This window comes from Viridibacillus sp. KH_047 (genome assembly GCF_057838945.1).
This window is the reverse complement of sequence record NZ_CM174479.1, coordinates 1,151,447-1,176,282: the sequence shown is the minus strand read 5'-3', so window position 1 is coordinate 1,176,282 and position 24,836 is coordinate 1,151,447. Positions and strand designations below refer to the sequence as shown.

Below are 24,836 nucleotides of genomic sequence, written 5' to 3'. Positions count from 1 at the left end.
AGTAACAAAAATGATACATAGTATTATGGCTATCTTTTCTTTTTTTAAATATAGACAAACACTATAGGGGATTAGTATAAATAGTAACTTTACCGATTCATGTGCAGCAATTGTTGCTAATAGAACCGGCAAAGCAAAGTAGATTATTTTATGTCGGATATTTGTAAGCCAAATAGCTCTTTCACCTTCTCTTCAAAAGGTGCCAATTCCTCATTTGAAGCACCGCTGTCACGTAGCTTATTTATTAGCTCGACGTACAGCGCCATTTTCTCATTGCTTAAGAAGTCAATCTTACGATCATCAAAAGGAACATGTACAACATTAACACCAGCTTGCTTAAACAATTCAATAGCATACTCGTTGTTTTTATAATCCGTTGCGTAATATAAATTATGAATTCCTGATTGAATAATAGATTTTGTACAAGGTAGACAAGGGAAATGCGTCACATATAAATCTGCACCATTTGTTGATGTGCCGTATTTTGCACATTGCAATAATGCGTTTGTCTCTGCATGCACTGTACGAACACAATGGTTATCCACAACGTAACAACCTTTGTCGATACAATGATCATCTCCAGAAATCGAACCGTTATAGCCCCCTGCAATAATACGTTTATCACGCACAATTGTCGCACCAACAGCTAATCTTGTACATGTACTTCTTAATGCTAATAAATGGCTTTGTGCCATGAAAAATTGATCCCAAGTAATACGCTCCATATGAATGCCTCCTGAATAAATCGTTCTACTATAAATTTAGCCATAACCAACTAGAACCGTCAATGGATCATTTATTGAACAGTAATAAAGTCGCGTAAATTTTCAAACGTTTTATCGCCAATTCCTGTGACATTTTTTAAATCTTCTATCATTTTGAAAGGACCGCTGTCATCACGATAACTTAAAATCGCTTTTGCTTTTGAAGGGCCGACTCCGTTTAAAGTCATTAGTGCTGCTTCATCAGCCGTATTTAAATTGACCTTATCTGACTGACTACCAGTTTGACTACCACCACCTGATTGAGTAGATGGAATTGACGTCGATTGTTGAACACTAGCAATCGCTTGTACTTCCGAAGGCTCCTCACCTATTTTGGGTACATAAATAACCATTTCATCTTGCAACCTCTGGGCATGGTTGATACTTACTGAATCAGCATTTTTTGAATAGCCTCCAGCAAGTAAAACTGCATCAATCACCCGACTGTCTGCAGATAATGAGTAGACACCAGGGTTTTTGACTGCACCTTTGACATCCACAATAATAGATGTATCCGCAATAATGCCTTGTGATTCTTGTTGCTCTGCATTTGATGGTTCTTCCGTTTTTGTTTTTTCTGGGATTGTTTCGAAAATGTCGGTTTGGGGAGTGTCCGACTGGTTTTGGGAGAAGTAGAAATAAAAAAAGCACGACAAAATTAAGATCCCTGGGAGGAGATACTTTTTGCCATACTGCTTCAAAAAAGAAGGAATTAGTCCGCACCATCCTTTCTTTTCAGAAGGCATAACATACGAAGCTAATTCCATATTATAGTATTTTATTGTAATTGAAAAGAGTTTATTTTACAGCGTGGAAGAATATTCGTTCAGATTCTGCTTCTGGAGCATCATCCAAATAATCTGCTGTAATAGACACATTAGAAAATCCAGCTTCACTAAGCCATTTAACATATTGCTCAACAGGGAATGTACGTTGGTAATGGTACTCTTCAAATCGTTCGAAAAGTTGCTCATTTGCTTGTACGTAAAACGTCATATCATGGTGTACTGAATGCGGAGCTTCCCCTGCCTCAGTATCCCAAATATAAGTAATTTCTCCGTCATCATACGTAAATGGACCGTCTAAGAAAATAGCATCCATTTTGAATAATGAATGAACATCAAAGAATAAATGACCACCATCACAAAGTGCCGCATAAATGCGTTCAAATGTAGCTACCACAGCCTCTTCATCCTCTAAATAGTTCAGGGAATCAATTGGAATTGTAACAACATTTAAATCAGAAAAGCCATCTAGCTCGTCCATTGATTGACAAAACAGTGGGATAGCAAGTTGTTCTTTCATAAAGCGTTCACTTGCAATTGCTAGCATTTCTTCCGATAAATCAACACCACTAACAGTATATCCTTGTCGTGCAAATTTTGCAGCCATTACACCAGTACCACAACCAACATCCAATAATTTAGGTGCAGTTGTGCTCGGTGCATGCTTCACTACCCAATCTACATACTGATCATACGGGATATCTGTCATTAATGTATCGTATACTTCGGCAAAACGCTGGTAGCTACTCATAGCTCATCAACATTGACGAATGGAGCATCTCCCCATAAGCGTTCCAAGTTATAAAAAGTACGTTCATCACGGTGGAATACGTGTGCAACAACATCACCCATATCTACTAATATCCAGCGAGCTGCGTCAAAACCTTCTAAACGTTTTACTTCATAGCCTTCTTTATGTGCAACATCTACCATTTCACGTGCAATTGCTTGCACTTGACGATCAGAATTAGCATGACAAACGATAAAATGATCTGCTAATGGTGAAATTCCTTGCATATTCATTACGACAATATCCTCCGCACGTTTGTCGTCTGCCGCTTTATATGCAAGTTGTAGTAAAGTTTTAGTCATTCTTTCACTTGTCCTCTCTTTAACATCAAATCGTTATAACATTTGAATGAATCCGGATATACCGGCTGATTTTTATTTATTAAAAACATGATGGAATGACGTATACACGCAATCATCACTTCGTTTAAATCGTCACCTTTTGCAGCAGCACGTAAGTCTTCTACACCAGGATATCGACGGTTTGGCTCTATCATGTCTGCAATATAGACAATCTTCTCTAAATCACTCATCCCTTTTCGCCCTGTTGTATGGTAGCAGATGGCGTTTAGTATGTCTTGATCATCTATATTAAATTCTTTTTTCGTAACATAAGCTCCCATTGGTGCATGCCAAAGTTCATGATGGTATTTTAATAGAGTAGGATCCATCTCTTTATCGATAATTTTCGATTTCATCCAATCTCGATCAGCATACTTGCATGAATCATGAAGAATCGCTGCTGTTTCTGCTTTTTTCGGATCGCTCCCAAAGCGTTCTGCCAATGTAATTGCCGTTTCAGTAACACCAATTGTATGGATATAACGTTTTTCGGGCATACGGTCTTTCATCGCTAATAATAATTCATCGCGTTCCATATAACCCTTCCTCTCGTATATACTGTTCAACTTCTGTTGGTACTAAAAAAGTAATTGTGCGATTTGTCTGCACCCGCTCACGAATTATAGTTGAAGATAACTCAATAAGTGGCGCATCTATTATTTGGACGGGGTATGTTGTTTCTGCTTTCGAATGAGGACGTTTAACACCAACGAACTTCACAAGCTCTAATAGTTCATCAATTTTATACCAGTGATCAAGCATATCTATCATATCGCCACCGATTATAAAATAAAATTCACAGTCAGGTTCACTTGCAGTTAGCTTCCTCATTGTTTCATACGTATATGAAATGCCACCACTCTCTAACTCAAAAGGCTCAAGTTTAAAGTGCTCATACGAAGCAATAGAAAGCTCCGTCATTTTCAGACGGTCTTCAGCCGTGGCATCGTTAGTCGTTTGCTTATGAGGTGGTATGGCATTAGGCATGAATCTTACTTCATCTAGCCCAAGTGCATCATATACTTCATTTGCCATTATTAAATGTCCATTATGAGGTGGATTAAACGTACCACCTAATAAACCAATTCGTCGCATAAAACCAAATCCTTATTTAGATTTTGGTAATTCAATACGTTTGTTATCACGAGATTCTTTATATAATACAACTGTTAATCCAATTAATTGCACAAGTTCTGCACGAGCACCTTTAGCTAATGCTTCTGCTACTTCATGCTTATCTTCTTCACAGTTATCTAAAATACGAACTTTCATTAATTCGCGTACTTCAATTGCTTCTTTAATATGTTTGATTAATGCGTCATTCACTCCGCCTTTACCTACTTGGAAAATTGGATTTAAATGATGTGCTTCCGCACGTAAAAAACGTTTTTGTTTACCTGTTAACATTATTTCCTCCTAATTGCTCCGTTAACGACTCTTTCATAGAAGTCGTATTCGGGAACTGTCCTAACCAATGATTAAATGCTAAAGCACCTTGATGAACGAACATTCCTAATCCTGTCACCACGGTTGCCCCGCGTTGTTCTGCCGCCTGTAAAAAAGGCGTCATTAAAGGATTATACACAATATCCGCCACAATTGCTTTAGTTGTGAGCTGATCTAGCTCAAATGGCAGTTGTAATGTACCATTTTTTAGACCAGCTGGTGTTGTTTGAATTAAAATATCATAATCACCTAAAGTTGCTTCTGCTTCCTTCAGTGAAATTGACTTTGCACTACTACCTAGCTCCTGACAGATTTGTTCTGCATTCGCTACAGTGCGGTTGGCAATCGTAATCGTTTGATAACCAGTGTGTTGCAGCGCAAAGGCAATACCTCTTGCTGCTCCACCAGCTCCAATTAATAGCACACTGCCATCACGGTGAGTGTCTCCAATTGCTTCTTCCAGTGAACGTACAAAGCCTAGACCATCTGTATTATAGCCTTTTAACTTGCCATCCGCTTGTCGAACAACCGTATTCACAGCACCCATTTTTTCCGCCATTGTATCAAGCTCATCTAGAAATGGGATAATCGCCGTTTTATGTGGGATCGTCACATTCCACCCACTTGCTCCAAGCATTTTCAAAGACTTTATAGCGTCTTCTAATTGCTCAGGTAACACATGGATTGGTAAATAAGCTGCATCTAAATTTTCTTCTGAGAACCACTGATTGTGCATTACTGGAGACATCGAATGCTCGATAGGATCTCCAATAACTGCAAACCATTTTTTCATATCAAAATCCTCCTAAATAAGAGATGGACGAATTTGAACTTCCACACCTTTAGGAGCATATGCTGCAATGACAACATTTGCATTTTGAACGGTAATCCAACCTAAACCAGAAAAGACGATATCTGTTTTTGCTTCTTTAATAGAGAATTCATAACGCACTAACTCTGGCAATTGATCGATATACTTTTCAGAAGGTGGAGCTAATAACTCACCTCTATGGGTTTCATATAAGTCATCTGCTTTTTCTAATTTTGTACGATGAATCTGTAAATCATTTGCAATATGAACAGTGAATGCAGCACGAGCACCTTGTATAAAATCAAAGCGTGCTAATGCACCAACAAATAATGTTTGGCCTTCGTTCAATTGGAATACTTTTGGTTTTATTTCTTTTTTCGGCATAATATATTTAAGTTCAGACGGATCTAAATAATGTGCCATTTGATGATGATTAATAATTCCTGGAGTATCAAAGATTGCTTTACCATCCTCTAAAGGAATTTCAATCATATCTAAAGTTGTTCCAGGGAAATAAGATGTCGTAATCACTTCTTTTTCACCTGTTGCTTGTTTAATAATACGGTTGATAAAAGTTGATTTACCCACATTCGTACAACCAACTACATAGACGTCTTGTCCACGACGATATTCATCGATAGCAGCCATTGCTTCTTGCATGCCCATTCCTTTATGTGCACTTACAAGCATAACGTCAATTGGTTTTAAACCTAATTTCTTTGCCTCTTGCTTAAGCCAGTTAACAACTTTTTGTTTCTTCACTGACTTTGGTAGTAAATCTGCTTTGTTTGCAATTAATAACACAGGGTTATTGCCTACAAAACGGTGTAAGCCCGGTAACCAGCTTCCATTGAAATCAAAAATATCAACAATTTTAACGATTAAGCCATTTTGTTGACCTAAACCATTTAAAATACGTAAGAAATCATCATCCGTTAATGCAACCGGTTGTAATTCATTATAATTTTTCAAACGGAAGCATCGTTGACAGATGATACTTTCCTTTTCAAGAGATGAAGCCGGTGCATAACCTGGCGCTTTTGAATCGTCTGTTTGAATAATTGTTCCACAGCCGATACAATTTGGCATTTCATTCATTTTTTTATTCCTCCCAAGTTTTGACACCATGTTTTTTCAAATAATTAAAGACACGTCTTTCGACCATGCGATTAAAGCGTGTGACGAAGCCATCAGAAAGTGCAACTGGCTTCACCAGAATTGTGTGTATGCGAAGACGATTTCCACCAAGGACATCCGTCAGCATTTGATCGCCTACCATGACAACTTCATGTCGCTGCATATTCAGTCTTTTTAAAGCTTGCTTAAAGGCATTTCCCATAGGCTTACGAGCATTGAAGATATATGGTAGCTCTAACGGATCTGCAAATGCTTTTACACGAAGCTCTTTGTTATTTGAAACGATCATTACTTGAATACCTGCTTCACGAATTGTTTTCAACCATTCGATTAGCTTTTCAGTCGCATCTGGACGATCCCATTCGACAAGTGTATTATCCAAATCTGTAATAATTCCGCGAACACCAAGTTGCTTTAGTTTGTCAGGTGTAATTTCATAAATAGATGTGACAAATTCTTTTGGCATTAAAAAGTTATACAAATCATGTTCCCCTTATCTATCATAGTCAACGTTATTTAGTGTTTACTCACTAAACTAGACGTATTCTCTTTAATTCACTTTATCGATTATAACATATGTGCGAACGCTTCTCCCACACGAATCCGTCCATCTTTCACAACATTTTCAAGGAATGCCGCACGATTCTTTTCAAAAATCATGACAACTGTCGAACCGAAAGTGAAATAACCAACTTCCTCGCCCTTTTCCCAAGTGTCCGACGTATTCGTCAATTGAATAGAATTTACGAACATTGCGCCAACTTTTATCACTTCACAATGCGCGCCATTATTCGTTTTTAGCTCTGTAACACTACGATAATTTCCAGAAATCGGCTTATTACCATATGTAAGACCTGTGCCGTTAACTGGATATGACTTCGCACCAAGTGTATATTGGCGAACAACTTTCCCATCAATCGGACTATGAATACGGTGATAATCTCTAGGACTTAAATAAAAGACAATATATTGGCCATTTTCAAATGTTTTCGCATGTTCTTCCTTACCTAAAAGGTCAACTAAATCATAGGTTTTCCCTTTCACAAAAAACGATGTATTATTTTCAATCGTTCCAAACGATTCAATTTTTGCATCAACAGGACTGACATACATTTCTGGATTATGATCAATTGGTCTTGCTTCTGACACGAGCTTACGTGTGAAGAAATCATGTAAACTCGTAAAAGATTGCATGTTTTTTGAAACCTCGGCCGTTTCAATATCGTATATATCTATATAGGACGGTATTATCTTCTTACTTATAGCCGATGTGGTAAAGCGTTTTAATAGCACCGAAGACCATTTACCATTCGTTAGTTCAATCGCTTTTTGATAAAGTTTTTCTTTCATCATGCATTGTCCTCCATTTCGAAAAAGATTTACGGAAACTTATAAAAGAAGTATAATGTTCTAATACTGAATAACAAAGGAGTGTTGTCCATTGTTTTTACTTCACATGGTGGATACCACAGTTAAAAAAATGAAATCACATTTAGCAAACTTAATCACTATTGGAAATCTATCTTTTGGTGGTGCGTCTATTATGGCTACCATCAATGAATCATACGAATACAGTGTGTTATTTATTTTTATAGCTGCCCTGCTAGATCGCTACGATGGAAAAGTAGCACGAAAATATAACCAGGAAACGGCATTAGGTAAACAACTTGACTCGATGAGTGATATTATATCATTCGGCGTTGCCCCTGCGTTATTAATGTACGAAGTGGTAGTGAGCCAATTTGGCACAGTAGGAATGGTAGTGACTGTCATGTACATGGCTTGTGGAGCATTTAGACTAGCCCGTTTCAACATTACAGAATCGAATGGCTTTTTCACAGGCCTGCCTATTACAGCAGCAGGTGCTATCTTAACTGCCTCATTCTTTTTTATCTCTATACTTTCAACGGTATTTTACATGTTTTTGTTCCCGATTTTATCTATTTTAATGATAAGTACTTTTTCTTTGAAAAAAGTTTAAAGAAATGTCTAAAGCGTCCAATTAAATTGGGCGCTTTTTTACGTACTTAGACAACCACTTGATGTCATATATTGATGAACGATGACAGAAAGGATGTCTGAAATGAGTACTTTATTAACTGCCATCATCCAATTTTGGATGGAAATACCTTCACTTGTCGGCTATTTGAAAGGTCAGGCGTTCCCTCAACCATTTTCAAAGGAAGAAGAGGCCATTTGTTTGGAGCGCTATTTAGCAGGCGATGAACAAGCGAAACTTGAACTTGTCGAAAGAAACATGCGTCTTGTCGCCCATGTCGTGAAAAAATTTCATCCGAAACACGAGCAACTTGATGATTACATTTCCATCGGTACTATTGGTTTAATGAAAGCTGTTAGTAGCTTTACACCGGATAAGAAAACACGCTTAGCTACCTATGCCGCACGCTGTATTGAAAATGAAATACTGATGTTCTTAAGAGCTCAGAAAAAAGTACAGAAGGATGTTTCTTTATATGAACCAATAGGTACAGATAAAGACGGTAACGCATTAGAAATTACAGACTTACTACAAAGTGATGAACGACCAACTGATGTACAGATTGAGCAACAAGAGGAGGAACAGCATTTATATAGACATCTCGATAAATTGGATGAACGGGAACTTGAAATTATTCAAAATCGCTATGGATTAGGTACCTTTGAACCTTTGACTCAAAAAGAAATAGCAAAAAAACTAAGTATCTCTAGAAGTTACGTTTCTCGCATTGAAAAACGTGCATTGATCAAACTCTATCAATATTTTAAACATGAAAAAAACTCCCTCTGAGAGGCATCTCAGAGAGAGCTTACTAGTTATTTAAGTTAGTCAGTCGTTTCAGCTGTAATAATTAAACTAGCAATCGCTGTAATCGCCATTGCTCCTGCCATTAAAAATACCATGCCAAATCCTCCTAACATCCCTAGATTAATGTGTAGCATCCCTACAACTATTTTACCATTAGGATGTTCTTTAGATCTGATGATATATGAACAACTTCTGTCAAATAGTAGGCGTAATTGTGAACATTAAAGTTTTTCAATAACGCGTAACACGATTTCAGTTGAATGTTTTGCAGCCACTGGTAAAAATTCCTCAAAACTAATATTCGATTCTTTACCTGCAATATCAGATAACGCTCGAATAACGACGAATGGTGTACCGAATTGATGACATACTTGCGCTACTGCTGCCGCTTCCATTTCAGCAGCCTTCATTTGTGGGAAGTGACTTCTAACAAGCGCTACACGTTCAGGATCGTTCATAAATGAATCTCCAGTTGAAATAAGCCCTGTTGCAAATTGATGCTCTCCAAGCTCTGCTACGGCTTCCTCAGCAACTTTACGAAGCTTCTCATCTGCTTTAAAAGCAGCAGGCATTTGTGGTACTTGACCCATTTCATAACCAAAGATAGTAGCATCAACGTCATGATGTCGTACTTCATCAGAAATAACAACAGCTCCAACTTCTAAGTTTTCATCAAAGCCACCTGCTGAACCTGTATTAATCACAACATCGGGTTTAAATTGGTGTAACAAAATTGTCGTAGACATCCCTGCATTGACTTTACCAATTCCACTTTTAAGTAAAATAACCTCATGCCCTTTATATGTACCTGTTGTATATTCACTATTTGCGATTGTTGTTGAAGTTGTATTTTCAAGTGTTGCACGTAGAAGTTCTACTTCTTCTTCCATTGCACCAATAACTGCGATTTTCATATTTCTCCGCCTTTCTTTTTTCGACACTTCACTTAACATAAAACAAAAGGCGTCCATCCGTCAAGAGTGAGGATGACGCCTTTTCAATTTCTTAAAAGAGATTATTAATTTGTTTATGGTAAAGTATTTAAAACTTCCATTTTCGTTGGTTTCCAGCCTTTATTTTTTACCCATTTCATATAAACACGGTACTTATCTTTTTTATCTTTTGATGAAACAGTCCCTATTGCTGTATCAGGACTTCCACCGTTTTTAAGATACCAAACAATCATTTCATCTTCATTTAAACCAGTTGTTGAAGCAAGTGTAGCGACCTTCTCTTTCCAGTCTGTTGAATTAGAATCGTAACTAGAATTATGCGGTGCATCTGATTCCTTTTGAGCCGTAGCAGTTGGTTTCCAGTTATCGTCTTTGATGACTTCTTTGACAATCGGATCATCTGAATCTTCTTTTTTCGCTGTTGAGCTATTTGTTTTATCTTCTGATGAATTTGAGTTGCTATCTGTAGAAGTATTATTATCAGTTTGTGTTTGATCTACCGAGTTATCACTCTCTGTATCTTCTTCAGTATTAGTAGTATCTTCTACATTATCATTCTCTTCATCATTGTCTTCCGTTACATTTGGTTCTACTTGCTCGTCTGACTCATCTTCCTCTTCTTCTGCAGGTTGTTTAATAACAGGTTTTTCAGTCTGTACTTTATCTATTTCTTTTGCAGTGTCTTTGTCATCCGATTTGTCACCTACTATAATCATAGTCGCTACTACAAGAATAAGTAGTACAACGACACCTATTAGTCCATTTAATACTTTATCCATTTTTTTCTTTTTATCTTGTGGTCGATTAGGTTGTGGGTTGTATCGACGTTTCGTCTCAGTCATTTAGATTCCCCCTATGTAAAATCTCTCCTATATCGTAACACGAATTGTTTCATTGTCCCAAACAAAAAAAGCTTATCCATTTAGAATAAGCCTTTTTGCATAATCATTTTATTTGATTGTGATGATACGTACATCCATGTCTCCACCAGGAGTAGTAACTTTTAACTCTTCTCCGACTTTACGGCCTAGAAGACCTTTAGCGATTGGTGAGTCATTTGAGATAAGACCTTCGATTGGGTCTGCTTCTGCAGAACCTACGATTGTGTAAGTTTCTTCATCACCATCTGGAAGCTCTAAAAATGTAACCGTTTTACCAATTGCTACAAAATCATTACTCAATTGGTCTTCTGTGATGATAACAGCGTTACGAATCATCGCTTCAAGAATCGTGATACGACCTTCAACAAATCCTTGTTCATCTTTAGCTGCATCATACTCAGAGTTTTCAGAAAGGTCACCGAAACTACGAGCTATTTTAATACGCTCTACTACTTCTTTACGTTTCGTTGAGATTAAGTACTCTAATTCATCTTGTAATTTCTGTTTACCCGCCGCTGTCATTGGGTATTGTTTTTCATTTGACAAAGTATTTCACTCCTTAGATAATTCACTACTTAATAAAAATACTATGCCGCTTCTATGAAAAGAATGCGACATAGTTTTTATGAAAATATTGCCAATCCATAAATATCATATTACACAATAGTTTCAGATTCAAGAATTGTTTTAATTTTTGTAACCATTAAATCGATTGCCACTTCATTTTGACCACCCTCAGGGATGATAATATCCGCATATCGTTTTGTTGGTTCGATGAATTGATTGTGCATTGGACGGACAACAGATAAGTATTGGTCAACTACAGAATCGATTGAGCGGCCACGCTCATTAATATCACGAACAATACGACGGATAATACGTAAGTCGGAATCAGTATCCACAAATAATTTAATATCCATTAAATCGCGTAGACGTTCATCTTCTAAAACTAAAATTCCTTCTAGAATAATTACATCCTGTGGTTCGATGTGAATTGTTTCTTTTGCACGTGTATGTAGAGCATAGTCATACACTGGTTTTTCTATGGCTTGTCTATTTAACAGACATTTGACATCTTCAATTAATAAATCTGTATCAAAGGCATTTGGATGATCATAGTTTGTAGATAAACGTTGTTCAAACTCTAAATGACTTTGGTCTTTATAATAATAGTCTTGTTCAATAACAACAACTGAGTGTTCTTTAAATACATCATGGATAGCATGTGTAACACTCGTTTTACCTGAACCCGAACCACCGGCAATTCCAATTACAACAGGGCGTTTTTTACTCATTATCGGGTCTCCTTACGCATCATATTATGTGGGAATAATTCTTGTTCGCATTTAAAGCGAACAATTTGTAACGGATGACGTGCTGCGTCTAGTGCATTGCCGTCCTCATCCCAAACTTCATCTAGTGTTACTCGGAAATTTTCAATTTCAGGACCGAAAAATTCCACTTCTTCACCTGGTTTGAAGAAGTTTCGTTGTTGCAATGTAACCATTTTTGTTTCTTTATCATAATCAAGCACCATGCCGACGAAATCATATTTCGTTTGTTTACCATGCTCTCCAAACATTTGTTGCTCGTAACTTGGCTCTCCTTCAAAGAAAGATGATGCCGTTTCACGATTAGCACATTTATCTAGTTCCTCTAACCAAGCTTTATCGATTTTGAAGTTATCTGGGTCTGCACAGTATGCATCCATTACTTTACGATATACACTCACAACTGTTGCTACGTAATGAATGGATTTCATACGACCTTCTACTTTTAATGAATCGATTCCAAGCTCAATAATTTTCGGAATAGATTCAATTAGTTTTAAGTCTTTCGGACTCATAGCAAATGCTTCATCATTTTCAGTAAACAATGGTTTTTCAACACCATCTTCTACTTCATATAAATCATAATCCCAACGGCATGATTGGCAACAACCACCGCGGTTAGAATCACGTGCTGTCATATGGTTAGATAACACACAACGTCCACTATAGGCGATACACATCGCACCATGAACGAAAGACTCGATTTCGATATCCACTTTTTCTTTCATTAGCTTGATTTCCTCAGCACTTGTTTCACGAGCCAATACAACTCGGTGCAAACCTTCCTCTTTCCAATACTGTACTGCCTTCCAGTTGGATAGAGATTGCTGTGTACTTAAATGAATTTCAATCTTTGGTGCTACTTCACGACATGTTTCAATAATAAGTGGATCTGCCACGATTATACCTGTAATACCTGCTGATTCTAGGTCACGTAAGTAATCTTCAAGACCGTCCATGTTTTCATTATGCGCAAAGATATTTGTTGTGACATAAATTTTAGCGCCATATTTTTTTGCAAATTCAACACCTTCACGCATTTCGTCAATGGAGAAGTTGCCTGCATTTGAACGTAAACCAAATTCGCGTCCGCCGATGAAAACAGCATCTGCACCGTAGTGTACAGCTATTTTTAATTTTTCTAAGCTACCTGCTGGTGCCAATAATTCAGGTTTTCGCACGATGACTCTTTTGCCATCAATGATTTCGCTGATGCGATCATTTTGTATGATTGTCAAAGTGTACCTCTCCTTTCTTAATAGACTGTTTCCTTAAAGTAGAATCCAGTATCTAATGGACGAATTGCTGGTTGAATTTCTTCAATTTTTGCTAATAAGTCATTTTTAATATCGAAATAGCTGTCAGCTGATTCCGCATAAGCATCGATTGCCTTACGGTAACATTCTGTCACAGTAACAACATATTCAGGTGATTGCAGTACACCTTCAATTTTAAATGAATCAGTTCCCGCTTCAAATAACTCATCTAATTCATCAATAATACACAAATCATTCGGACTGAAAATGTGTGTACCATTTAAATCTTCATAAATTGGATATTTGTTATTACGTTCGTCATCATGTAAGAACATATTACGATTTTCTTTACGGTTTTCTACTTCCATTGCTTTATCTTGATATAAGAAATAGTTACCCAGTAATGAACGTTTTGATTGGAACATACAAGTCATACCATGAACTTGTACTTCGATTTCAAATTTTGTGTTTTCTTTAATTTCAATTACTTCATCCATGCTTAACTCACGAGCTAAAACTGTACGCGTTGCTCCGCGTTTACCCCAATAGTCCGCTTGGAACCAGTTTGTTGCAATAGTTTCCGGATTCCAATGTAGTGGAATCGTCACTTCTGCTTCACGTCGAGCAATAATCATAGCAGGATCGCCGAAAACGATTGCATCTACGCCAATTTCCGCTAATTTTCGCATATATGGTGCAAGTGCGTCTACTCGGTCATTATGGAAAATAGCATTCATCGCTACATATACTTTTTTTCCTGCTGCATGAATTTTCTCAGTTGCTGCAGCTACTTGTTCTATTGAAAATTCACCTGCTAAACGTAGACCGAATTGTTGTTCACCTATTAAAAAAGCATCCGCTCCAGCTTGGATGAGTGCTTCAACATGCTCAACAGATTGTGGTGTAACGAGTAATTCAGGTTTCTTCATGAATGGTCACCTCTTTATACATATCAATAAACCGTCTCCTACTGGGAAGAATGTGGATTTGTAATCAGGATGATTAATAATCCAATCTGCAAAATGATGTAGGTTACGGATCATCGTTCTTTTTCTTCTTGGTACTTCCTTCATATCTAAATCTGATAGGCCATGCATGTACATATTATCGATATATAGTATACCGCCAGAACGAACTAGGGGACTATATTTGTCGAAAAAGCGTTGGTACTGACCTTTTGCCGCATCAATAAAAACAGCATCAAAAGTTGGATGATTACTTTCCACATCCACTTCTAACGCATCCCCTTCAAGTAACTCAATATTCTCTTTAGCAACCGATTGTGCGATAAATTGTTTTGCATGTTGAATACGTAGGGCATCACGTTCAATCGTCACAACCTGGCATTGTGGTAATGTCTCTGCCATACGAATAGCGGAATAGCCAATGGCTGACCCTATTTCTAATATAGATGATGGCTGTTGTATACGCAGCATTTGAAGCAATATCTCGATTGCAGGTAATTGCATAATTGGTACGTGGTTCTCTTCAGCGAAGCGTTCCATTTCCATTAGCAATTCTGATCTTGGTTGGATGAAGGTTTGAATATATGAATCCGAAATGTTCATACTTTCATAGCTCCTTAAGTATCAAAAATACACTTTATATTATCATGAAAATAGAAGAAAAGCGAGTGGTGCTTTTCTTCTACAGTTTGTTACTTAATATATTTGTTAACATTCTTTAGATGTTCCTCGTACTTTTCAGCGAAATGATTGATACCATTTTTATCCGCTAAGAAATACAAGTATGGCGTTTCAGCTGGGCTAATTGCCGCATCTAATGATTCTTTACCTGCATTGGCTATCGGTCCAGGTGGTAAACCTTTCACTTTATATGTGTTATAAGGATTTTCTACCTCTAAGTCTTTATATAAGACGCGTTCCTTATGCTCACCTAATGCATATAAAACTGTCGGGTCTGTTTGTAACGGCATACCCGCTTCAAGTCGGTTATAGAAAACACTTGCGATTGTTTCTCGGTCGGTTTTAGCAGTAGCTTCACGTTCAAGTAATGATGCAAATGTTAAAAATTCATGAACTGACATACCTTTTTCTTTTAACTGCTCACTATATTGCGTTACAACTGTATTTGTTTGAGCAATCATTTGATCTACAATTTCTTCTAAAGAAGGTTCGTCTTCAAAAAATGCATAGGTTGCTGGATATAAATAACCTTCTAGTGCATAACGAATATTTTTATTACTTACTTTTTTCGTAATCAGTTCTGGGTATTTCGCTTTCATCTTCTTAACGAAAGATTTGCTTGTTACAAGCTTCATAAATTCATCTGAAGAATACTGCGTACTCTTAGCAACGCGATTGCCAATTTGATCTAGAGTCATACCTTCTGGAATGATAAGAGAGAAAGCTGGTTGACGATAGACCTTACCTGTTTTCAAACTTTGAATAATTTCATCTATAGTCATTGATTTTGTTAATTTATATGAGCCAGCTTGGAACTCTGATTCATTTTTAAATTTTGTGTAGTATTTAAAAACCTTAGCATTTTTAATGATGTTCTTTTTCTCAAGAGTGGTAGCTATAGAATCGAGCGTAGAGCCAATTGGCACTTCAACCTTCACTGACTTATTAGAATCAGGATCAACAGGTTTTAATGCACTAGATACATAAAAATACACGCTCGTACCAATTAAAGCTGTAACAACAATAACGATTAAAGCAATAATGAAAACAATTTTTCGAACGGTTTTTACTTCCTTTTTGTGTTCTTTCATTTTCTCTAACATTGCTTTTTTTTGAGATTCCTGGTCCACTAGCTGTCCTCCTATTACTTATTTAAACTATTATCATAAAGAAAAAGCGGAATGAAAAAACCATTCCGCTTTCATAAAGGCTTACAGATTACTCTTCACCGAATTCAGCGTCAAGCGTGTTCAATACTTCTTCAACCATATCCCACTCTTCATCTGTTTCGATTTCTTCAATCGATTCAAGTTCACCGTCTTCTGATAATATAGTTTTAGCAGCGAAAACTTCTACTTGTTCACCCTCTGCAATGCCCTCTTCATAATAAAGAACGTATGATTGTTCAGTAGCATCTACTGAAAATTCATAAAGCACGGCATATGTGTGTTCGTTGCCTTCTTCATCGATTAGATGGATATGTTTATGATCGTGTTCTTGTTCATTTGACATGCTTTTCACCTCTTGTTTAAATTAAAAATTATTCAGCGTCGATATCTTCATCAAGCTCATTTACAACTTGCTCGATTAAATCCCATTCAGCTTCTGTTTCGATTGGTGCTAATTCACCGTCTTGACCATCTTCAGAAGGAGTGAATGCTGATGCAAAGATTTCTACTTCGCCTTCTTCATCTTCAGTACCGATTACGTAGTAAAGTACGTAAGATTTACCGAATTCTTCTGAGTCAAATGTATGAAGTACTTCACATAGTTGTTCGTTGCCCTCTTCATCTACCACTGTGATATTGCGTTGTTCTTGTTCTTGTTCGTTTGTCATAATATATTCACCTCATAATTGTTTTCGGTCTAAAAATCCTTGAAGGATCATAGCCGCAGCCATCTTATCAATAACTTTTTTTCGATCTTTGCGACGGACATCTGCTTCAATTAGCAAGCGCTCCGCAGCCATCGTTGTTAGACGCTCATCCCATAATGTTACCTTTAATGAGAAGGTCTCCTCTAATAGCTCTTTATAGCGTTGAGAAGCTTCTCCTCTTGGGCCGACAGTATTGTTCATATTTTTGGGGAATCCAACAACGAATTCCGTTACTCCATATGATTGGACAAGTTCACGAATTCGGTCAATACCAAATTCATCGTTTTCTTCGTCGATTTTTACAGTTTCAATTCCTTGAGCAGTCCAACCTAGTGCATCACTAATTGCTACTCCAACTGTTTTAGAACCAACATCTAAACCCATTATTCTCATCATTATGCCTCGTTATTCTTTTTAATGTAGAACTTCACAAGTTCCTCTAGTATTTCGTCACGCTCAAGCTTGCGAATTTTGTTACGAGCCTCTTGATGACGAGGAATATATGCCGGATCACCTGACAGCAGGTAACCAACAATCTGATTAATCGGATTATACCCTTTTTCTTCTAGTGCCGCATGAACATGAAGCATAGTTTGCTTTACTTCTTGTTCCATAGATTCTTCGGGAAAATTAAATTTCATCGTTTGATCGAACGAACTCATGCTCAGCACCTCACTTTAAGTATTTGAAAGTATAAAAAATCTTCTATTCATAGTAAGTATAACGTATTAGAGCTACCTTTTAAATAGATTTTACATAATCATAAACAGATTCAAGCGCTTCTGCAAGTTTAGAGCCATCTTTTGCCCCAGCCATCGCCATATCTGGGCGACCGCCACCTTTACCACCGCATTGTTCTGCTACTTGTTTAACGATATTTCCAGCGTGATAGTTCCCACCAGCTATGTCTTTTGTAACACCTGCAATAAGCATTACTTTATCGCCTTCAGTTGCACCTAAAACAATAACGCTGTTAGTCATTTTCTCTTTTAGATCATCCATTAATTGTCGTAATTGATTGTTGTCTTTTGCTTCTACTTTAGTAGCAAGAACTGTGACTTCACCAATTTCTTTTGCAGCAGATAAAATATTAGACGCTTGAGCGTTCGCAATTTTAGAAGATAGTGCAGCATTTTCGCGTTGTTGTTCTTTGTAATCATGTTGTAAACCTTCAACACGAGCAACTAAATCTTTTGGATTAGCTTTTAATAGTGCTGCTGCTTGCTCTAGAATATGTTGCTCTTCTTTTGCTGCAACGAAAGCTGCTTTACCTGTAACAGCTTCAAGACGACGAGTACCTGCTCCAATACCGCTCTCAGAAACAATTTTAAAGAAACCAATTTGTGAAGTACGGTCTACGTGAATACCACCGCAAAGTTCTAATGAATAGTCGCCCACTTGTACAACACGAACTACATCACCATATTTCTCACCAAATAAAGCCATTGCACCCATTGCTTTTGCTTCATCGATTGCTTTGTTTTCAATAATAACAGCGATATCATCCCAAATTTTTTCGTTCACAATTCGCTCAATTGTTTCTAACTCTTTTCTTGTTACTTGACCGAAATGAGAGAAGTCAAAACGTAAACGATCTGGTCCTACATAAGAACCTGCTTGGTTTACATGATCACCTAATGTGTCTTTTAATGCACGTTGTAATAAGTGAGTCGCTGTATGGTTTTTAATCGTTTGATTGCGAGCATCGCGATCTACAATTGCATGAACTTCATCTTCAATATGCATTTCTCCAGTTTCCACAATAACTGTATGCAAGTTTTGACCGTTCGGTGATTTTTGTACATCTTTAATTGACGCAGTGAATGAGTCATTTGAGATTGTACCATGGTCAGCAATTTGACCACCTGACTCTGCATAAAATGGTGTTTCAGAAAGAATAACTAATACTTCTTCACCTTCAGAAGCTTCTTTTACTTCTTGTCCATTTGCTACGATTGCAACTACTTTTGCATGTGTTGTTAATGTTTCATAACCAACAAATGTACTTTCTTGGTTTAGATTAGCCAATACTTCAGATTGAACATGCATTGAATCGACGTCTTGACGAGCTGCACGAGCACGGTTACGTTGTGCTTCCATCTCTTTTTCAAAACCTTCGTGGTCTACAGTCATATTCACTTCTTCAGCATATTCTTCTGTTAATTCAACAGGGAAACCATAAGTGTCATATAGACGGAAAGCGTCCTTACCTGGCACGATAGTTGAGTTTGCTGCTTTTTGCGTTTCAACTACTTCATTAAAAATAGCTAAACCGCCGTCTAATGTTTCGTGGAAACGAACTTCTTCATTTTTGATAACACGTTGGATAAAATCTTGTTTTTCTTTTACTTCTGGATAGAAGTCCACCATAATTTCGCCAACAGTTGGTACTAAATCATACATAAATGGTTTTTCAATACCTAATTGTTTTGCGTAACGTACGGCACGGCGTAGTAAACGGCGTAGTACATAACCACGTCCTTCGTTTGATGGAAGTGCTCCATCACCTATAGCAAATGCTACTGTACGAATATGGTCAGCGATTACTTTGAACGCTTCATCTTTGTTTACATCAACGTGATATTTTACACCAGAAATACGTTCTGTATGCTCGATAATTGGCATAAATAAATCCGTATCAAAGTTTGTTGGTACATTTTGTACAACAGAAGCCATACGTTCTAGCCCCATGCCAGTATCAATATTTTGTTTTGGCAGCGGTGTGTATGTGCCATCAGGATTATGGTTGAACTCTGAGAATACAAGATTCCAGATTTCTAGGTAACGTTCATTTTCTCCACCTGGATATAGTTCAGGATCTGATTCGTCTGCACCGTATGATTCTCCGCGGTCATAGAAGATTTCTGAATTTGGACCACTTGGACCTTCACCGATATCCCAGAAGTTTCCTTCAAGACGAATTAAGCGCTCTTCAGGAATTCCGATTTCATCTTTCCAGATTGTATACGCTTCAGTATCTTCAGGATGAATAGTAATTGAAAGCTTTTCAGGTTCAAAGCCCATCCATTTTGCATCTGTTAAGAACTCCCAAGCGTAGTGAATAGCTTCTTTTTTGAAGTAGTCACCGATTGAGAAATTCCCTAACATTTCGAAGAATGTATGGTGACGAGCTGTTTTACCTACGTTTTCGATATCGTTTGTACGGATAGACTTTTGTGCATTAACGATACGAGGATTGTCAGGAATAACACGACCATCAAAGTATTTTTTTAAAGTTGCTACTCCTGAGTTGATCCATAATAATGATGGGTCATTAATAGGCACAAGTGGTGCACTTGGCTCTTGTTTATGTCCCTTCTCTTCAAAGAACTCAATATATTTACGACGAATTTCTGCTGCTGTTTTCATTTGCTTATTCCTCCTTTAGACAATAAAAAACCTTCATCCACTATAAAAGGGACGAAGGTTGAAAATTCGCGGTACCACCCTAGTTACAACAGACCGGTCTTGCGTCTATTGTCTCTTCATTAAGCCTTAACGCGGCAAACGACAGGGATTAGCTGTACTCGGGATGAGCTTTCCAAAATGATTTGTGAAGGTTCTTGCAGCCTGGGAACCTCTTTCTGTGCACATTGCATAATGTACTTATATCCTTCGTAGTTTTAAGCGATATATATATTGTTAGTTACAAATATTCGAAAATACGATTGTTTTCAAATATCGACTCAATCTTATTTTAAAAAAGGTCTTTGTATCTGTCAAATCTCTTCTTCAAGAAAATCATAAGGACTTATACCTTTCATGCCGATTAAAGGGTGGATATCTAAATAATTTTCAGTATTCAAAGATTGTGATTCCAACGAAAGTTGCTCTTCTTGTGGTATCTCAGATGTTGTATCAGTCGTTTCTGACAGTTGTGCCATTACTGGCTCAACAGAATCTTTAACCGCCTCTAGCACTTCTTCTATTTGAAGACGCTGTGCTAAAGTAGTGTTTCTTTGAAGATCATCTGTTCTTAGCATACCATATTTAAACACATCAATTTCACCACAAAGAATGAGGAAGTTTTTTGCCCTCGTAATTCCTGTATATAACAAGTTTTTACGCAACATTTTAGAATAACCACGTACTACTGGCATAATAACTGTTTGGAATTCACTACCTTGTGATTTATGAATTGAACAACAGTAAGCAAGAGTGATTTGATTCAAATCACCGCGTTGATATGTTACTTCAATGCCATCATATGAAGCTACAAGTAAGTCTTGTTTCTCAATTGTCTCATTCGCTTTGATAATACTAATTACTTCCCCCATATCACCGTTAAAGACATTGCTATTCGGTTGATTGACAAGTTGTAAAATTTTATCACCAATACGATACGTCACATCACCAAAAGTTATTTCCTTACTCTTTTCAGTTTTCTTCGGATTAACAAGTTCCTGAATCATTTTATTAATTGCATCAATGCCTGCAGGGCCTCTATACATAGGAGCTAAAATTTGCACATCATGAATAGAGAATCCTTTCTTAACAGCACTTGATACGACTTGTTTGATGACATTAGCTACTTGGTCGGAGCTAGCTTGGATAAAAGAACGATCGGATGTTTTTGCAAGCATGTTTTGCGGCATCTCGCCTTTTTTCATTTGATGGGCAAGTTCAATAATTGATGAGCCATCTGCTTGTCTATATACATCAGTTAACTCAACAGTAGGAATTGCTTTAGAAGCAAGTAAATCTTTTAGCACTTGTCCAGGACCTACAGGCGGCAATTGATCTTGGTCACCAACAAAAATAACTTGGCAATCGTCATTTAACGATTTCAACAACTGATGAGCGAGCCATGTATCAACCATCGACATTTCGTCGACGATGATGAGCCGCCCTCCAACTTCCTTCTCCGTTTCCTCTTCCTTTTCTTGTCCCGTGAAGCCCAGCAAACGGTGAATAGTCATCGCTGGTAATTCAGTTGATTCACTAAGACGCTTAGCTGCTCTTCCTGTTGGCGCCACTAATACAATCGGAAAGGGCTCGTCTTTTTCAATATAGTCTTTTGGATTTAAAGTTAAGCCGTGAAGCTCTGCATAAACGTCTACAATCCCTCTAACTACAGTCGTTTTCCCTGTACCAGGCCCACCTGTTAAAATCATAACTGCTGAGTTAATAGCCTTCTCAATGGCGTCCACTTGCGTTTCTGCATATGAAACACCAAAACGTTCCTCAGCATCACCGATAAATTTTCGGATTTCAGATGTAGGGAACGCGGATTGTTCAGCATTTTTTTGAACTAACTCTGTAATTTTAGAAGCAATACCAATCTCTGAAAAATACAAAGACGGCATATAGAGGCGTGTTTCTTCACCACAAATTTTACTGTCCTCACGAAGCTCGATACAGGCTTTTGAAATCGCCTCAAAAGGAATTTCATATGCCTGACTCATTTCAAGTAGGCTTTTCGCTTGTGGCAGAATATCCTTCGCTTCCATATATACATGCCCCTCCGACAAAGCACCCGCATTTAAAAGGTGTAACACTGCAGCTTTAATACGATCTGGATGGTCCCCTGTAATATGTAGTTTAGCTCCTAATTCATCTGCACGTTGAAAACCTACACCTTCAACTTCTTCAATAAGTCTGTAAGGATTCTCTGTTAAAAGTTGAATTGTTTCATTTTCATACATTTGGTAAATACGCACTGCTAGTTGTGGACCAAAGCCCCAGTCATTTAATTGGATCATAATACGATCCAATCCTAGATTTTGCTCTAGTACGGAGCGTAATGTCTCTTTTTTATCTTCTGTAAGTCTTGGAATTTCATCAAGAGCATCCGGGTTATTTATAATAATTTTAATGGCGTCTTTCCCTAGCTTTTTAACGATTGTCTCAGCCGTTTTATGACCTATCCCTGGGAATAAATCACTCGACAAGTAATGCACTACACCTTGTTCAGTACCAGGAATCTCTTTAACAAAAGTATTAGCTTGAAATTGTATGCCGTATTTAGGATGCTGTTTCAATTGTCCAGTAAAACGATACAACGTTTCTTGAACGACAGATGGAAAAAAGCCTGTCACGATAATTTCTTTTTCTTGATATGTCGTATTCGTTTCTTGGATTTTCAACTTAATGATGGAAAATAAATTCTGAGGATTATGGAAGATAGAGACGACAGGCCGACCGACGATAAATAGCTGTTCTTCTTGAAACAATGATACATTTTCAGTCAACGCTGTCCCCTCCTTTTTATTGGTGCTTCATAGCAATCATATCGTGGATATAACGCGCTTGTTCAAACTCAGGTTGTAATGTAAATGCTTGTTTCAAATGATACAAAGCATCTTCTGTACGCTCAGTTGATACTGCAAAAAGTACACCTAAGTTATAGTGGGCATCTGCATTATTCCAGTCTTGATCGATAACATATTGTAATTCTTTTTGTGCTACATCAAACATCTCTAATGAGCAAAGTAAAATTCCGTATGCTAGACGAACTTGTACGTCTTCAGGAGCTAACTCTGCTGCTCTTTGTAAATAAGGTAACGCTAATTTTGTTTCACCAGCACGTTCGAAGCTCTTTCCAAGCATATAGAATGCATCTTCACCTTCAATACCTAGGCGAATAGCAATTTCATATAATTTTGCCGCTTCCATAAAACGCTCGCTATTGTAATATAAATTAGCTAACCCGTAATAAGCTGTCGCTGCTTTTTCATCTAAAGTAATTGCTTTTTGAAAGAAACGCTCTGCTCTTTCAGTTTCATCCATAGAAGCTAGTAGGTTACCAAAGTTAATGTAACCTACTGTGTTATTTGGTTCTTCCTCTATTGCTTGTGTAAAAGCCTTGACAGCGTCTTCGTAACGCTTCTCTTGAATAGCCTTTATACCTTGTTCGTTAAAATCCACTATTTCCACTCCTATTAACCTACATACGTTAATTTTTTACCGTCTTTAAAGACTTCATCAATTGTTGCGCCACCTAGACATTCGTCACCATCATAAAATACAACAGATTGTCCCGGTGTGATAGCACGTATTGGTTCTTCAAAAGTAACACGTACTTTATCATCACCCAACATTTCAACCTCTACCGGTGTATCTTCTTGGCGATAACGGAATTTAGCTGTACAACTAAATTTCTCTTGTTTTGGTTTATTTGAAGTAAAACCTAATTTCACTGCTGTTAAGCTATGAGAATACAGTTTATCATTATGGAAGTTTTGTCCGACTAATAAAACATTTTTTTCTAAATCTTTTCCAAGTACAAACCAAGGTTCACCGTCGCCACCAATACCTAAGCCGTGACGTTGTCCAATTGTATAGTACATTAAACCGTCGTGTTTCCCCATAACCTTGCCATCCATTGTTTCCATATTGCCTGGTTGAGCAGGTAAGTATTGGCTTAAGAATTGTTTGAAATTACGTTCCCCGATGAAGCAAATACCTGTTGAATCTTTTTTTGTAGCAGTTGCTAATCCAGCTTCAAGAGCAATTTCACGTACTTTTGGTTTCTCTAAATGACCAATTGGGAACATTACTTTTGAAAGTTGTTCCTGTGAAAGTTGGTTCAAGAAATACGTTTGATCTTTATTATTATCTTTCCCGCGTAACATGACTGTCTCACCATCACGCTCCGCTACTTGTGCATAGTGACCTGTAGCTAAATAGTCAGCGCCCAGTTTTAATGCATGTTCAAGGAATGCTTTGAATTTGATTTCTTTGTTACACATTACATCAGGGTTTGGTGTGCGTCCTGCTTTGTATTCTTCTAAGAAGTAAGTGAAAACTTTATCCCAATATTGCTTTTCAAAGTTTACAGCATAATATGGGATTCCAATTTGGTTACATACTTTAATAACATCATCATAATCTTCCGTTGCCGTACAAACACCAAATTCGTCTGTATCGTCCCAGTTTTTCATGAAGATGCCAATTACATCATAGCCTTGTTTTTTCAATAAATACGCAGCAACTGAAGAATCGACTCCTCCAGACATGCCGACAACAACGCGTGTTTTTGAGGGGTCTTTTGTTGCGTTCATAACATTCACC

At 37.4% G+C, this 24,836-nt stretch carries 29 protein-coding genes and 1 other annotated feature; of the genes, 2 read left to right on the top strand and 27 right to left on the bottom strand.

Annotated features, from left to right (window positions below):
- Positions 1 to 143: 143 nt before the first annotated feature.
- From AC3IS5_RS05895 to AC3IS5_RS05845, 11 genes are all read right to left on the bottom strand, one after another.
- Positions 144 to 725: a ComE operon protein 2 gene (locus tag AC3IS5_RS05895; protein WP_489426963.1), complete on the bottom strand. Its 582-nt coding sequence runs from the start codon at positions 723 to 725 to the stop codon at positions 144 to 146.
- 71 nt (positions 726 to 796) lie between these two features.
- Complete coding sequence (locus tag AC3IS5_RS05890) at positions 797 to 1,420, bottom strand: helix-hairpin-helix domain-containing protein (RefSeq protein WP_489426962.1); 624 nt, start codon at positions 1,418 to 1,420, stop codon at positions 797 to 799.
- 142 nt (positions 1,421 to 1,562) lie between these two features.
- Positions 1,563 to 2,300 carry a class I SAM-dependent DNA methyltransferase gene (locus tag AC3IS5_RS05885; RefSeq protein ID WP_489426961.1) on the bottom strand — a complete coding sequence of 246 codons (738 nt, stop codon included), beginning with the start codon at positions 2,298 to 2,300 and terminating at the stop codon, positions 1,563 to 1,565.
- The gene (gene rsfS / locus AC3IS5_RS05880; RefSeq protein WP_193740521.1) at positions 2,297 to 2,641 is read right to left on the bottom strand and encodes a ribosome silencing factor; all 345 of its coding nucleotides are present in this window, start codon (positions 2,639 to 2,641) and stop codon (positions 2,297 to 2,299) included. Before rsfS ends, AC3IS5_RS05885 begins: the two co-directional genes overlap by 4 nt.
- Positions 2,638 to 3,216: a bis(5'-nucleosyl)-tetraphosphatase (symmetrical) YqeK gene (yqeK, locus tag AC3IS5_RS05875; RefSeq protein WP_489426960.1), complete on the bottom strand. Its 579-nt coding sequence runs from the start codon at positions 3,214 to 3,216 to the stop codon at positions 2,638 to 2,640. The genes rsfS and yqeK overlap by 4 nt, the downstream gene beginning before the upstream one ends.
- Positions 3,203 to 3,775, bottom strand: coding sequence for a nicotinate-nucleotide adenylyltransferase (locus AC3IS5_RS05870; protein ID WP_489426959.1), 573 nt, complete (start codon positions 3,773 to 3,775; stop codon positions 3,203 to 3,205). The genes yqeK and AC3IS5_RS05870 overlap by 14 nt, the downstream gene beginning before the upstream one ends.
- A 12-nt stretch (positions 3,776 to 3,787) precedes the next feature.
- Positions 3,788 to 4,087: a ribosome assembly RNA-binding protein YhbY gene (yhbY, locus tag AC3IS5_RS05865; RefSeq protein ID WP_053416422.1), complete on the bottom strand. Its 300-nt coding sequence runs from the start codon at positions 4,085 to 4,087 to the stop codon at positions 3,788 to 3,790.
- Positions 4,074 to 4,919, bottom strand: a complete 846-nt coding sequence (aroE, locus tag AC3IS5_RS05860) for a shikimate dehydrogenase (RefSeq protein WP_489426958.1) — start codon at positions 4,917 to 4,919, stop codon at positions 4,074 to 4,076. The genes yhbY and aroE overlap by 14 nt, the downstream gene beginning before the upstream one ends.
- 12 nt (positions 4,920 to 4,931) lie before the next feature.
- Positions 4,932 to 6,035 carry a ribosome biogenesis GTPase YqeH gene (gene yqeH, locus AC3IS5_RS05855; RefSeq protein ID WP_038187220.1) on the bottom strand — a complete coding sequence of 368 codons (1,104 nt, stop codon included), beginning with the start codon at positions 6,033 to 6,035 and terminating at the stop codon, positions 4,932 to 4,934.
- A gap of 4 nt (positions 6,036 to 6,039) precedes the next feature.
- A complete protein-coding gene (locus AC3IS5_RS05850) occupies positions 6,040 to 6,555 on the bottom strand; it encodes a YqeG family HAD IIIA-type phosphatase (protein ID WP_489426957.1) in 516 nt (171 codons plus the stop codon).
- An 86-nt stretch (positions 6,556 to 6,641) separates the two neighbouring features.
- The gene (locus AC3IS5_RS05845; protein WP_489427823.1) at positions 6,642 to 7,424 is read right to left on the bottom strand and encodes a phosphatidylserine decarboxylase; all 783 of its coding nucleotides are present in this window, start codon (positions 7,422 to 7,424) and stop codon (positions 6,642 to 6,644) included.
- A 91-nt stretch (positions 7,425 to 7,515) separates the two neighbouring features.
- Between AC3IS5_RS05845 and pssA the strand changes: the two genes are divergently transcribed.
- Both pssA and sigK read left to right on the top strand, forming a co-directional pair.
- A complete protein-coding gene (gene pssA, locus AC3IS5_RS05840; protein ID WP_489426956.1) occupies positions 7,516 to 8,055 on the top strand; it encodes a CDP-diacylglycerol--serine O-phosphatidyltransferase in 540 nt (179 codons plus the stop codon).
- 102 nt (positions 8,056 to 8,157) lie between these two features.
- A complete protein-coding gene (gene sigK, locus AC3IS5_RS05835; RefSeq protein WP_489426955.1) occupies positions 8,158 to 8,862 on the top strand; it encodes an RNA polymerase sporulation sigma factor SigK in 705 nt (234 codons plus the stop codon).
- Between the two features lie 239 nt (positions 8,863 to 9,101).
- Here the strand turns inward: sigK and mtnN are convergent, their stop codons facing one another.
- The 16 genes from mtnN to mnmA form a co-directional block, all read right to left on the bottom strand.
- The gene (gene mtnN / locus AC3IS5_RS05830) at positions 9,102 to 9,794 is read right to left on the bottom strand and encodes a 5'-methylthioadenosine/S-adenosylhomocysteine nucleosidase (protein ID WP_489426954.1); all 693 of its coding nucleotides are present in this window, start codon (positions 9,792 to 9,794) and stop codon (positions 9,102 to 9,104) included.
- Positions 9,795 to 9,907: 113 nt separating this feature from the next.
- Entirely contained in the window at positions 9,908 to 10,675 is a 768-nt protein-coding gene (locus tag AC3IS5_RS05825) for a YrrS family protein (RefSeq protein ID WP_489426953.1), read from the bottom strand.
- 108 nt (positions 10,676 to 10,783) lie between these two features.
- A complete protein-coding gene (greA, locus tag AC3IS5_RS05820) occupies positions 10,784 to 11,260 on the bottom strand; it encodes a transcription elongation factor GreA (RefSeq protein WP_427734475.1) in 477 nt (158 codons plus the stop codon).
- 110 nt (positions 11,261 to 11,370) lie between these two features.
- Complete coding sequence (udk, locus tag AC3IS5_RS05815) at positions 11,371 to 12,009, bottom strand: uridine kinase (RefSeq protein ID WP_489426952.1); 639 nt, start codon at positions 12,007 to 12,009, stop codon at positions 11,371 to 11,373.
- The gene (locus tag AC3IS5_RS05810) at positions 12,009 to 13,283 is read right to left on the bottom strand and encodes a peptidase U32 family protein (protein ID WP_489426951.1); all 1,275 of its coding nucleotides are present in this window, start codon (positions 13,281 to 13,283) and stop codon (positions 12,009 to 12,011) included. Before AC3IS5_RS05810 ends, udk begins: the two co-directional genes overlap by 1 nt.
- Before the next feature lie 17 nt (positions 13,284 to 13,300).
- Positions 13,301 to 14,230 (bottom strand): peptidase U32 family protein, encoded by a 930-nt coding sequence (locus tag AC3IS5_RS05805; RefSeq protein WP_489426950.1) that lies wholly within the window; start codon positions 14,228 to 14,230, stop codon positions 13,301 to 13,303.
- Between the two features lie 6 nt (positions 14,231 to 14,236).
- The gene (locus AC3IS5_RS05800) at positions 14,237 to 14,869 is read right to left on the bottom strand and encodes an O-methyltransferase (protein WP_038187244.1); all 633 of its coding nucleotides are present in this window, start codon (positions 14,867 to 14,869) and stop codon (positions 14,237 to 14,239) included.
- Between the two features lie 89 nt (positions 14,870 to 14,958).
- Positions 14,959 to 16,077, bottom strand: coding sequence for an endolytic transglycosylase MltG (mltG, locus tag AC3IS5_RS05795; protein WP_489426949.1), 1,119 nt, complete (start codon positions 16,075 to 16,077; stop codon positions 14,959 to 14,961).
- 88 nt (positions 16,078 to 16,165) lie between these two features.
- Positions 16,166 to 16,459, bottom strand: a complete 294-nt coding sequence (locus AC3IS5_RS05790) for a DUF1292 domain-containing protein (RefSeq protein ID WP_489426948.1) — start codon at positions 16,457 to 16,459, stop codon at positions 16,166 to 16,168.
- Between the two features lie 28 nt (positions 16,460 to 16,487).
- Positions 16,488 to 16,784: a DUF1292 domain-containing protein gene (locus AC3IS5_RS05785; protein ID WP_390392994.1), complete on the bottom strand. Its 297-nt coding sequence runs from the start codon at positions 16,782 to 16,784 to the stop codon at positions 16,488 to 16,490.
- A gap of 12 nt (positions 16,785 to 16,796) precedes the next feature.
- Positions 16,797 to 17,216, bottom strand: coding sequence for a Holliday junction resolvase RuvX (gene ruvX, locus AC3IS5_RS05780; RefSeq protein WP_390392995.1), 420 nt, complete (start codon positions 17,214 to 17,216; stop codon positions 16,797 to 16,799).
- Between the two features lie 2 nt (positions 17,217 to 17,218).
- Positions 17,219 to 17,485: an IreB family regulatory phosphoprotein gene (locus AC3IS5_RS05775; protein WP_038187270.1), complete on the bottom strand. Its 267-nt coding sequence runs from the start codon at positions 17,483 to 17,485 to the stop codon at positions 17,219 to 17,221.
- 79 nt (positions 17,486 to 17,564) lie between these two features.
- On the bottom strand, positions 17,565 to 20,192 hold the full coding sequence (alaS, locus tag AC3IS5_RS05770) for an alanine--tRNA ligase (protein WP_489426947.1): 2,628 nt from the start codon (positions 20,190 to 20,192) through the stop codon (positions 17,565 to 17,567).
- 44 nt (positions 20,193 to 20,236) lie between these two features.
- Positions 20,237 to 20,451, bottom strand: a binding site (T-box leader).
- 91 nt (positions 20,452 to 20,542) lie between these two features.
- Complete coding sequence (gene recD2 / locus AC3IS5_RS05765) at positions 20,543 to 23,014, bottom strand: SF1B family DNA helicase RecD2 (protein ID WP_489426946.1); 2,472 nt, start codon at positions 23,012 to 23,014, stop codon at positions 20,543 to 20,545.
- 16 nt (positions 23,015 to 23,030) lie between these two features.
- Complete coding sequence (locus AC3IS5_RS05760) at positions 23,031 to 23,690, bottom strand: tetratricopeptide repeat protein (protein WP_038187277.1); 660 nt, start codon at positions 23,688 to 23,690, stop codon at positions 23,031 to 23,033.
- Between the two features lie 14 nt (positions 23,691 to 23,704).
- Positions 23,705 to 24,826, bottom strand: coding sequence for a tRNA 2-thiouridine(34) synthase MnmA (gene mnmA, locus AC3IS5_RS05755; protein ID WP_489426945.1), 1,122 nt, complete (start codon positions 24,824 to 24,826; stop codon positions 23,705 to 23,707).
- Positions 24,827 to 24,836: the final 10 nt, after the last annotated feature.

Excerpts from the sequence above, each read along its gene's own strand:
- AC3IS5_RS05785 (WP_390392994.1), bottom strand. The coding sequence starts at position 16,784 with ATGACAAACGAACAAGAACAAGAACAACGCAATATCACAGTGGTAGAT.
- yhbY (WP_053416422.1), bottom strand. The coding sequence starts at position 4,087 with ATGTTAACAGGTAAACAAAAACGTTTTTTACGTGCGGAAGCACATCAT.
- rsfS (WP_193740521.1), bottom strand. The coding sequence starts at position 2,641 with ATGACTAAAACTTTACTACAACTTGCATATAAAGCGGCAGACGACAAA.
- udk (WP_489426952.1), bottom strand. The coding sequence starts at position 12,009 with ATGAGTAAAAAACGCCCTGTTGTAATTGGAATTGCCGGTGGTTCGGGT.
- mnmA (WP_489426945.1), bottom strand. The coding sequence starts at position 24,826 with ATGAACGCAACAAAAGACCCCTCAAAAACACGCGTTGTTGTCGGCATG.
- yqeH (WP_038187220.1), bottom strand. The coding sequence starts at position 6,035 with ATGAATGAAATGCCAAATTGTATCGGCTGTGGAACAATTATTCAAACA.
- aroE (WP_489426958.1), bottom strand. The coding sequence starts at position 4,919 with ATGAAAAAATGGTTTGCAGTTATTGGAGATCCTATCGAGCATTCGATG.
- mtnN (WP_489426954.1), bottom strand. The coding sequence starts at position 9,794 with ATGAAAATCGCAGTTATTGGTGCAATGGAAGAAGAAGTAGAACTTCTA.
- alaS (WP_489426947.1), bottom strand. The coding sequence starts at position 20,192 with ATGAAAACAGCAGCAGAAATTCGTCGTAAATATATTGAGTTCTTTGAA.
- sigK (WP_489426955.1), top strand. The coding sequence starts at position 8,158 with ATGAGTACTTTATTAACTGCCATCATCCAATTTTGGATGGAAATACCT.
- yqeK (WP_489426960.1), bottom strand. The coding sequence starts at position 3,216 with ATGGAACGCGATGAATTATTATTAGCGATGAAAGACCGTATGCCCGAA.
- AC3IS5_RS05870 (WP_489426959.1), bottom strand. The coding sequence starts at position 3,775 with ATGCGACGAATTGGTTTATTAGGTGGTACGTTTAATCCACCTCATAAT.
- AC3IS5_RS05845 (WP_489427823.1), bottom strand. The coding sequence starts at position 7,424 with ATGAAAGAAAAACTTTATCAAAAAGCGATTGAACTAACGAATGGTAAA.
- AC3IS5_RS05825 (WP_489426953.1), bottom strand. The coding sequence starts at position 10,675 with ATGACTGAGACGAAACGTCGATACAACCCACAACCTAATCGACCACAA.
- ruvX (WP_390392995.1), bottom strand. The coding sequence starts at position 17,216 with ATGAGAATAATGGGTTTAGATGTTGGTTCTAAAACAGTTGGAGTAGCA.
- AC3IS5_RS05775 (WP_038187270.1), bottom strand. The coding sequence starts at position 17,485 with ATGAGTTCGTTCGATCAAACGATGAAATTTAATTTTCCCGAAGAATCT.
- AC3IS5_RS05895 (WP_489426963.1), bottom strand. The coding sequence starts at position 725 with ATGGAGCGTATTACTTGGGATCAATTTTTCATGGCACAAAGCCATTTA.
- AC3IS5_RS05800 (WP_038187244.1), bottom strand. The coding sequence starts at position 14,869 with ATGAACATTTCGGATTCATATATTCAAACCTTCATCCAACCAAGATCA.
- AC3IS5_RS05790 (WP_489426948.1), bottom strand. The coding sequence starts at position 16,459 with ATGTCAAATGAACAAGAACACGATCATAAACATATCCATCTAATCGAT.
- AC3IS5_RS05805 (WP_489426950.1), bottom strand. The coding sequence starts at position 14,230 with ATGAAGAAACCTGAATTACTCGTTACACCACAATCTGTTGAGCATGTT.
- AC3IS5_RS05885 (WP_489426961.1), bottom strand. The coding sequence starts at position 2,300 with ATGAGTAGCTACCAGCGTTTTGCCGAAGTATACGATACATTAATGACA.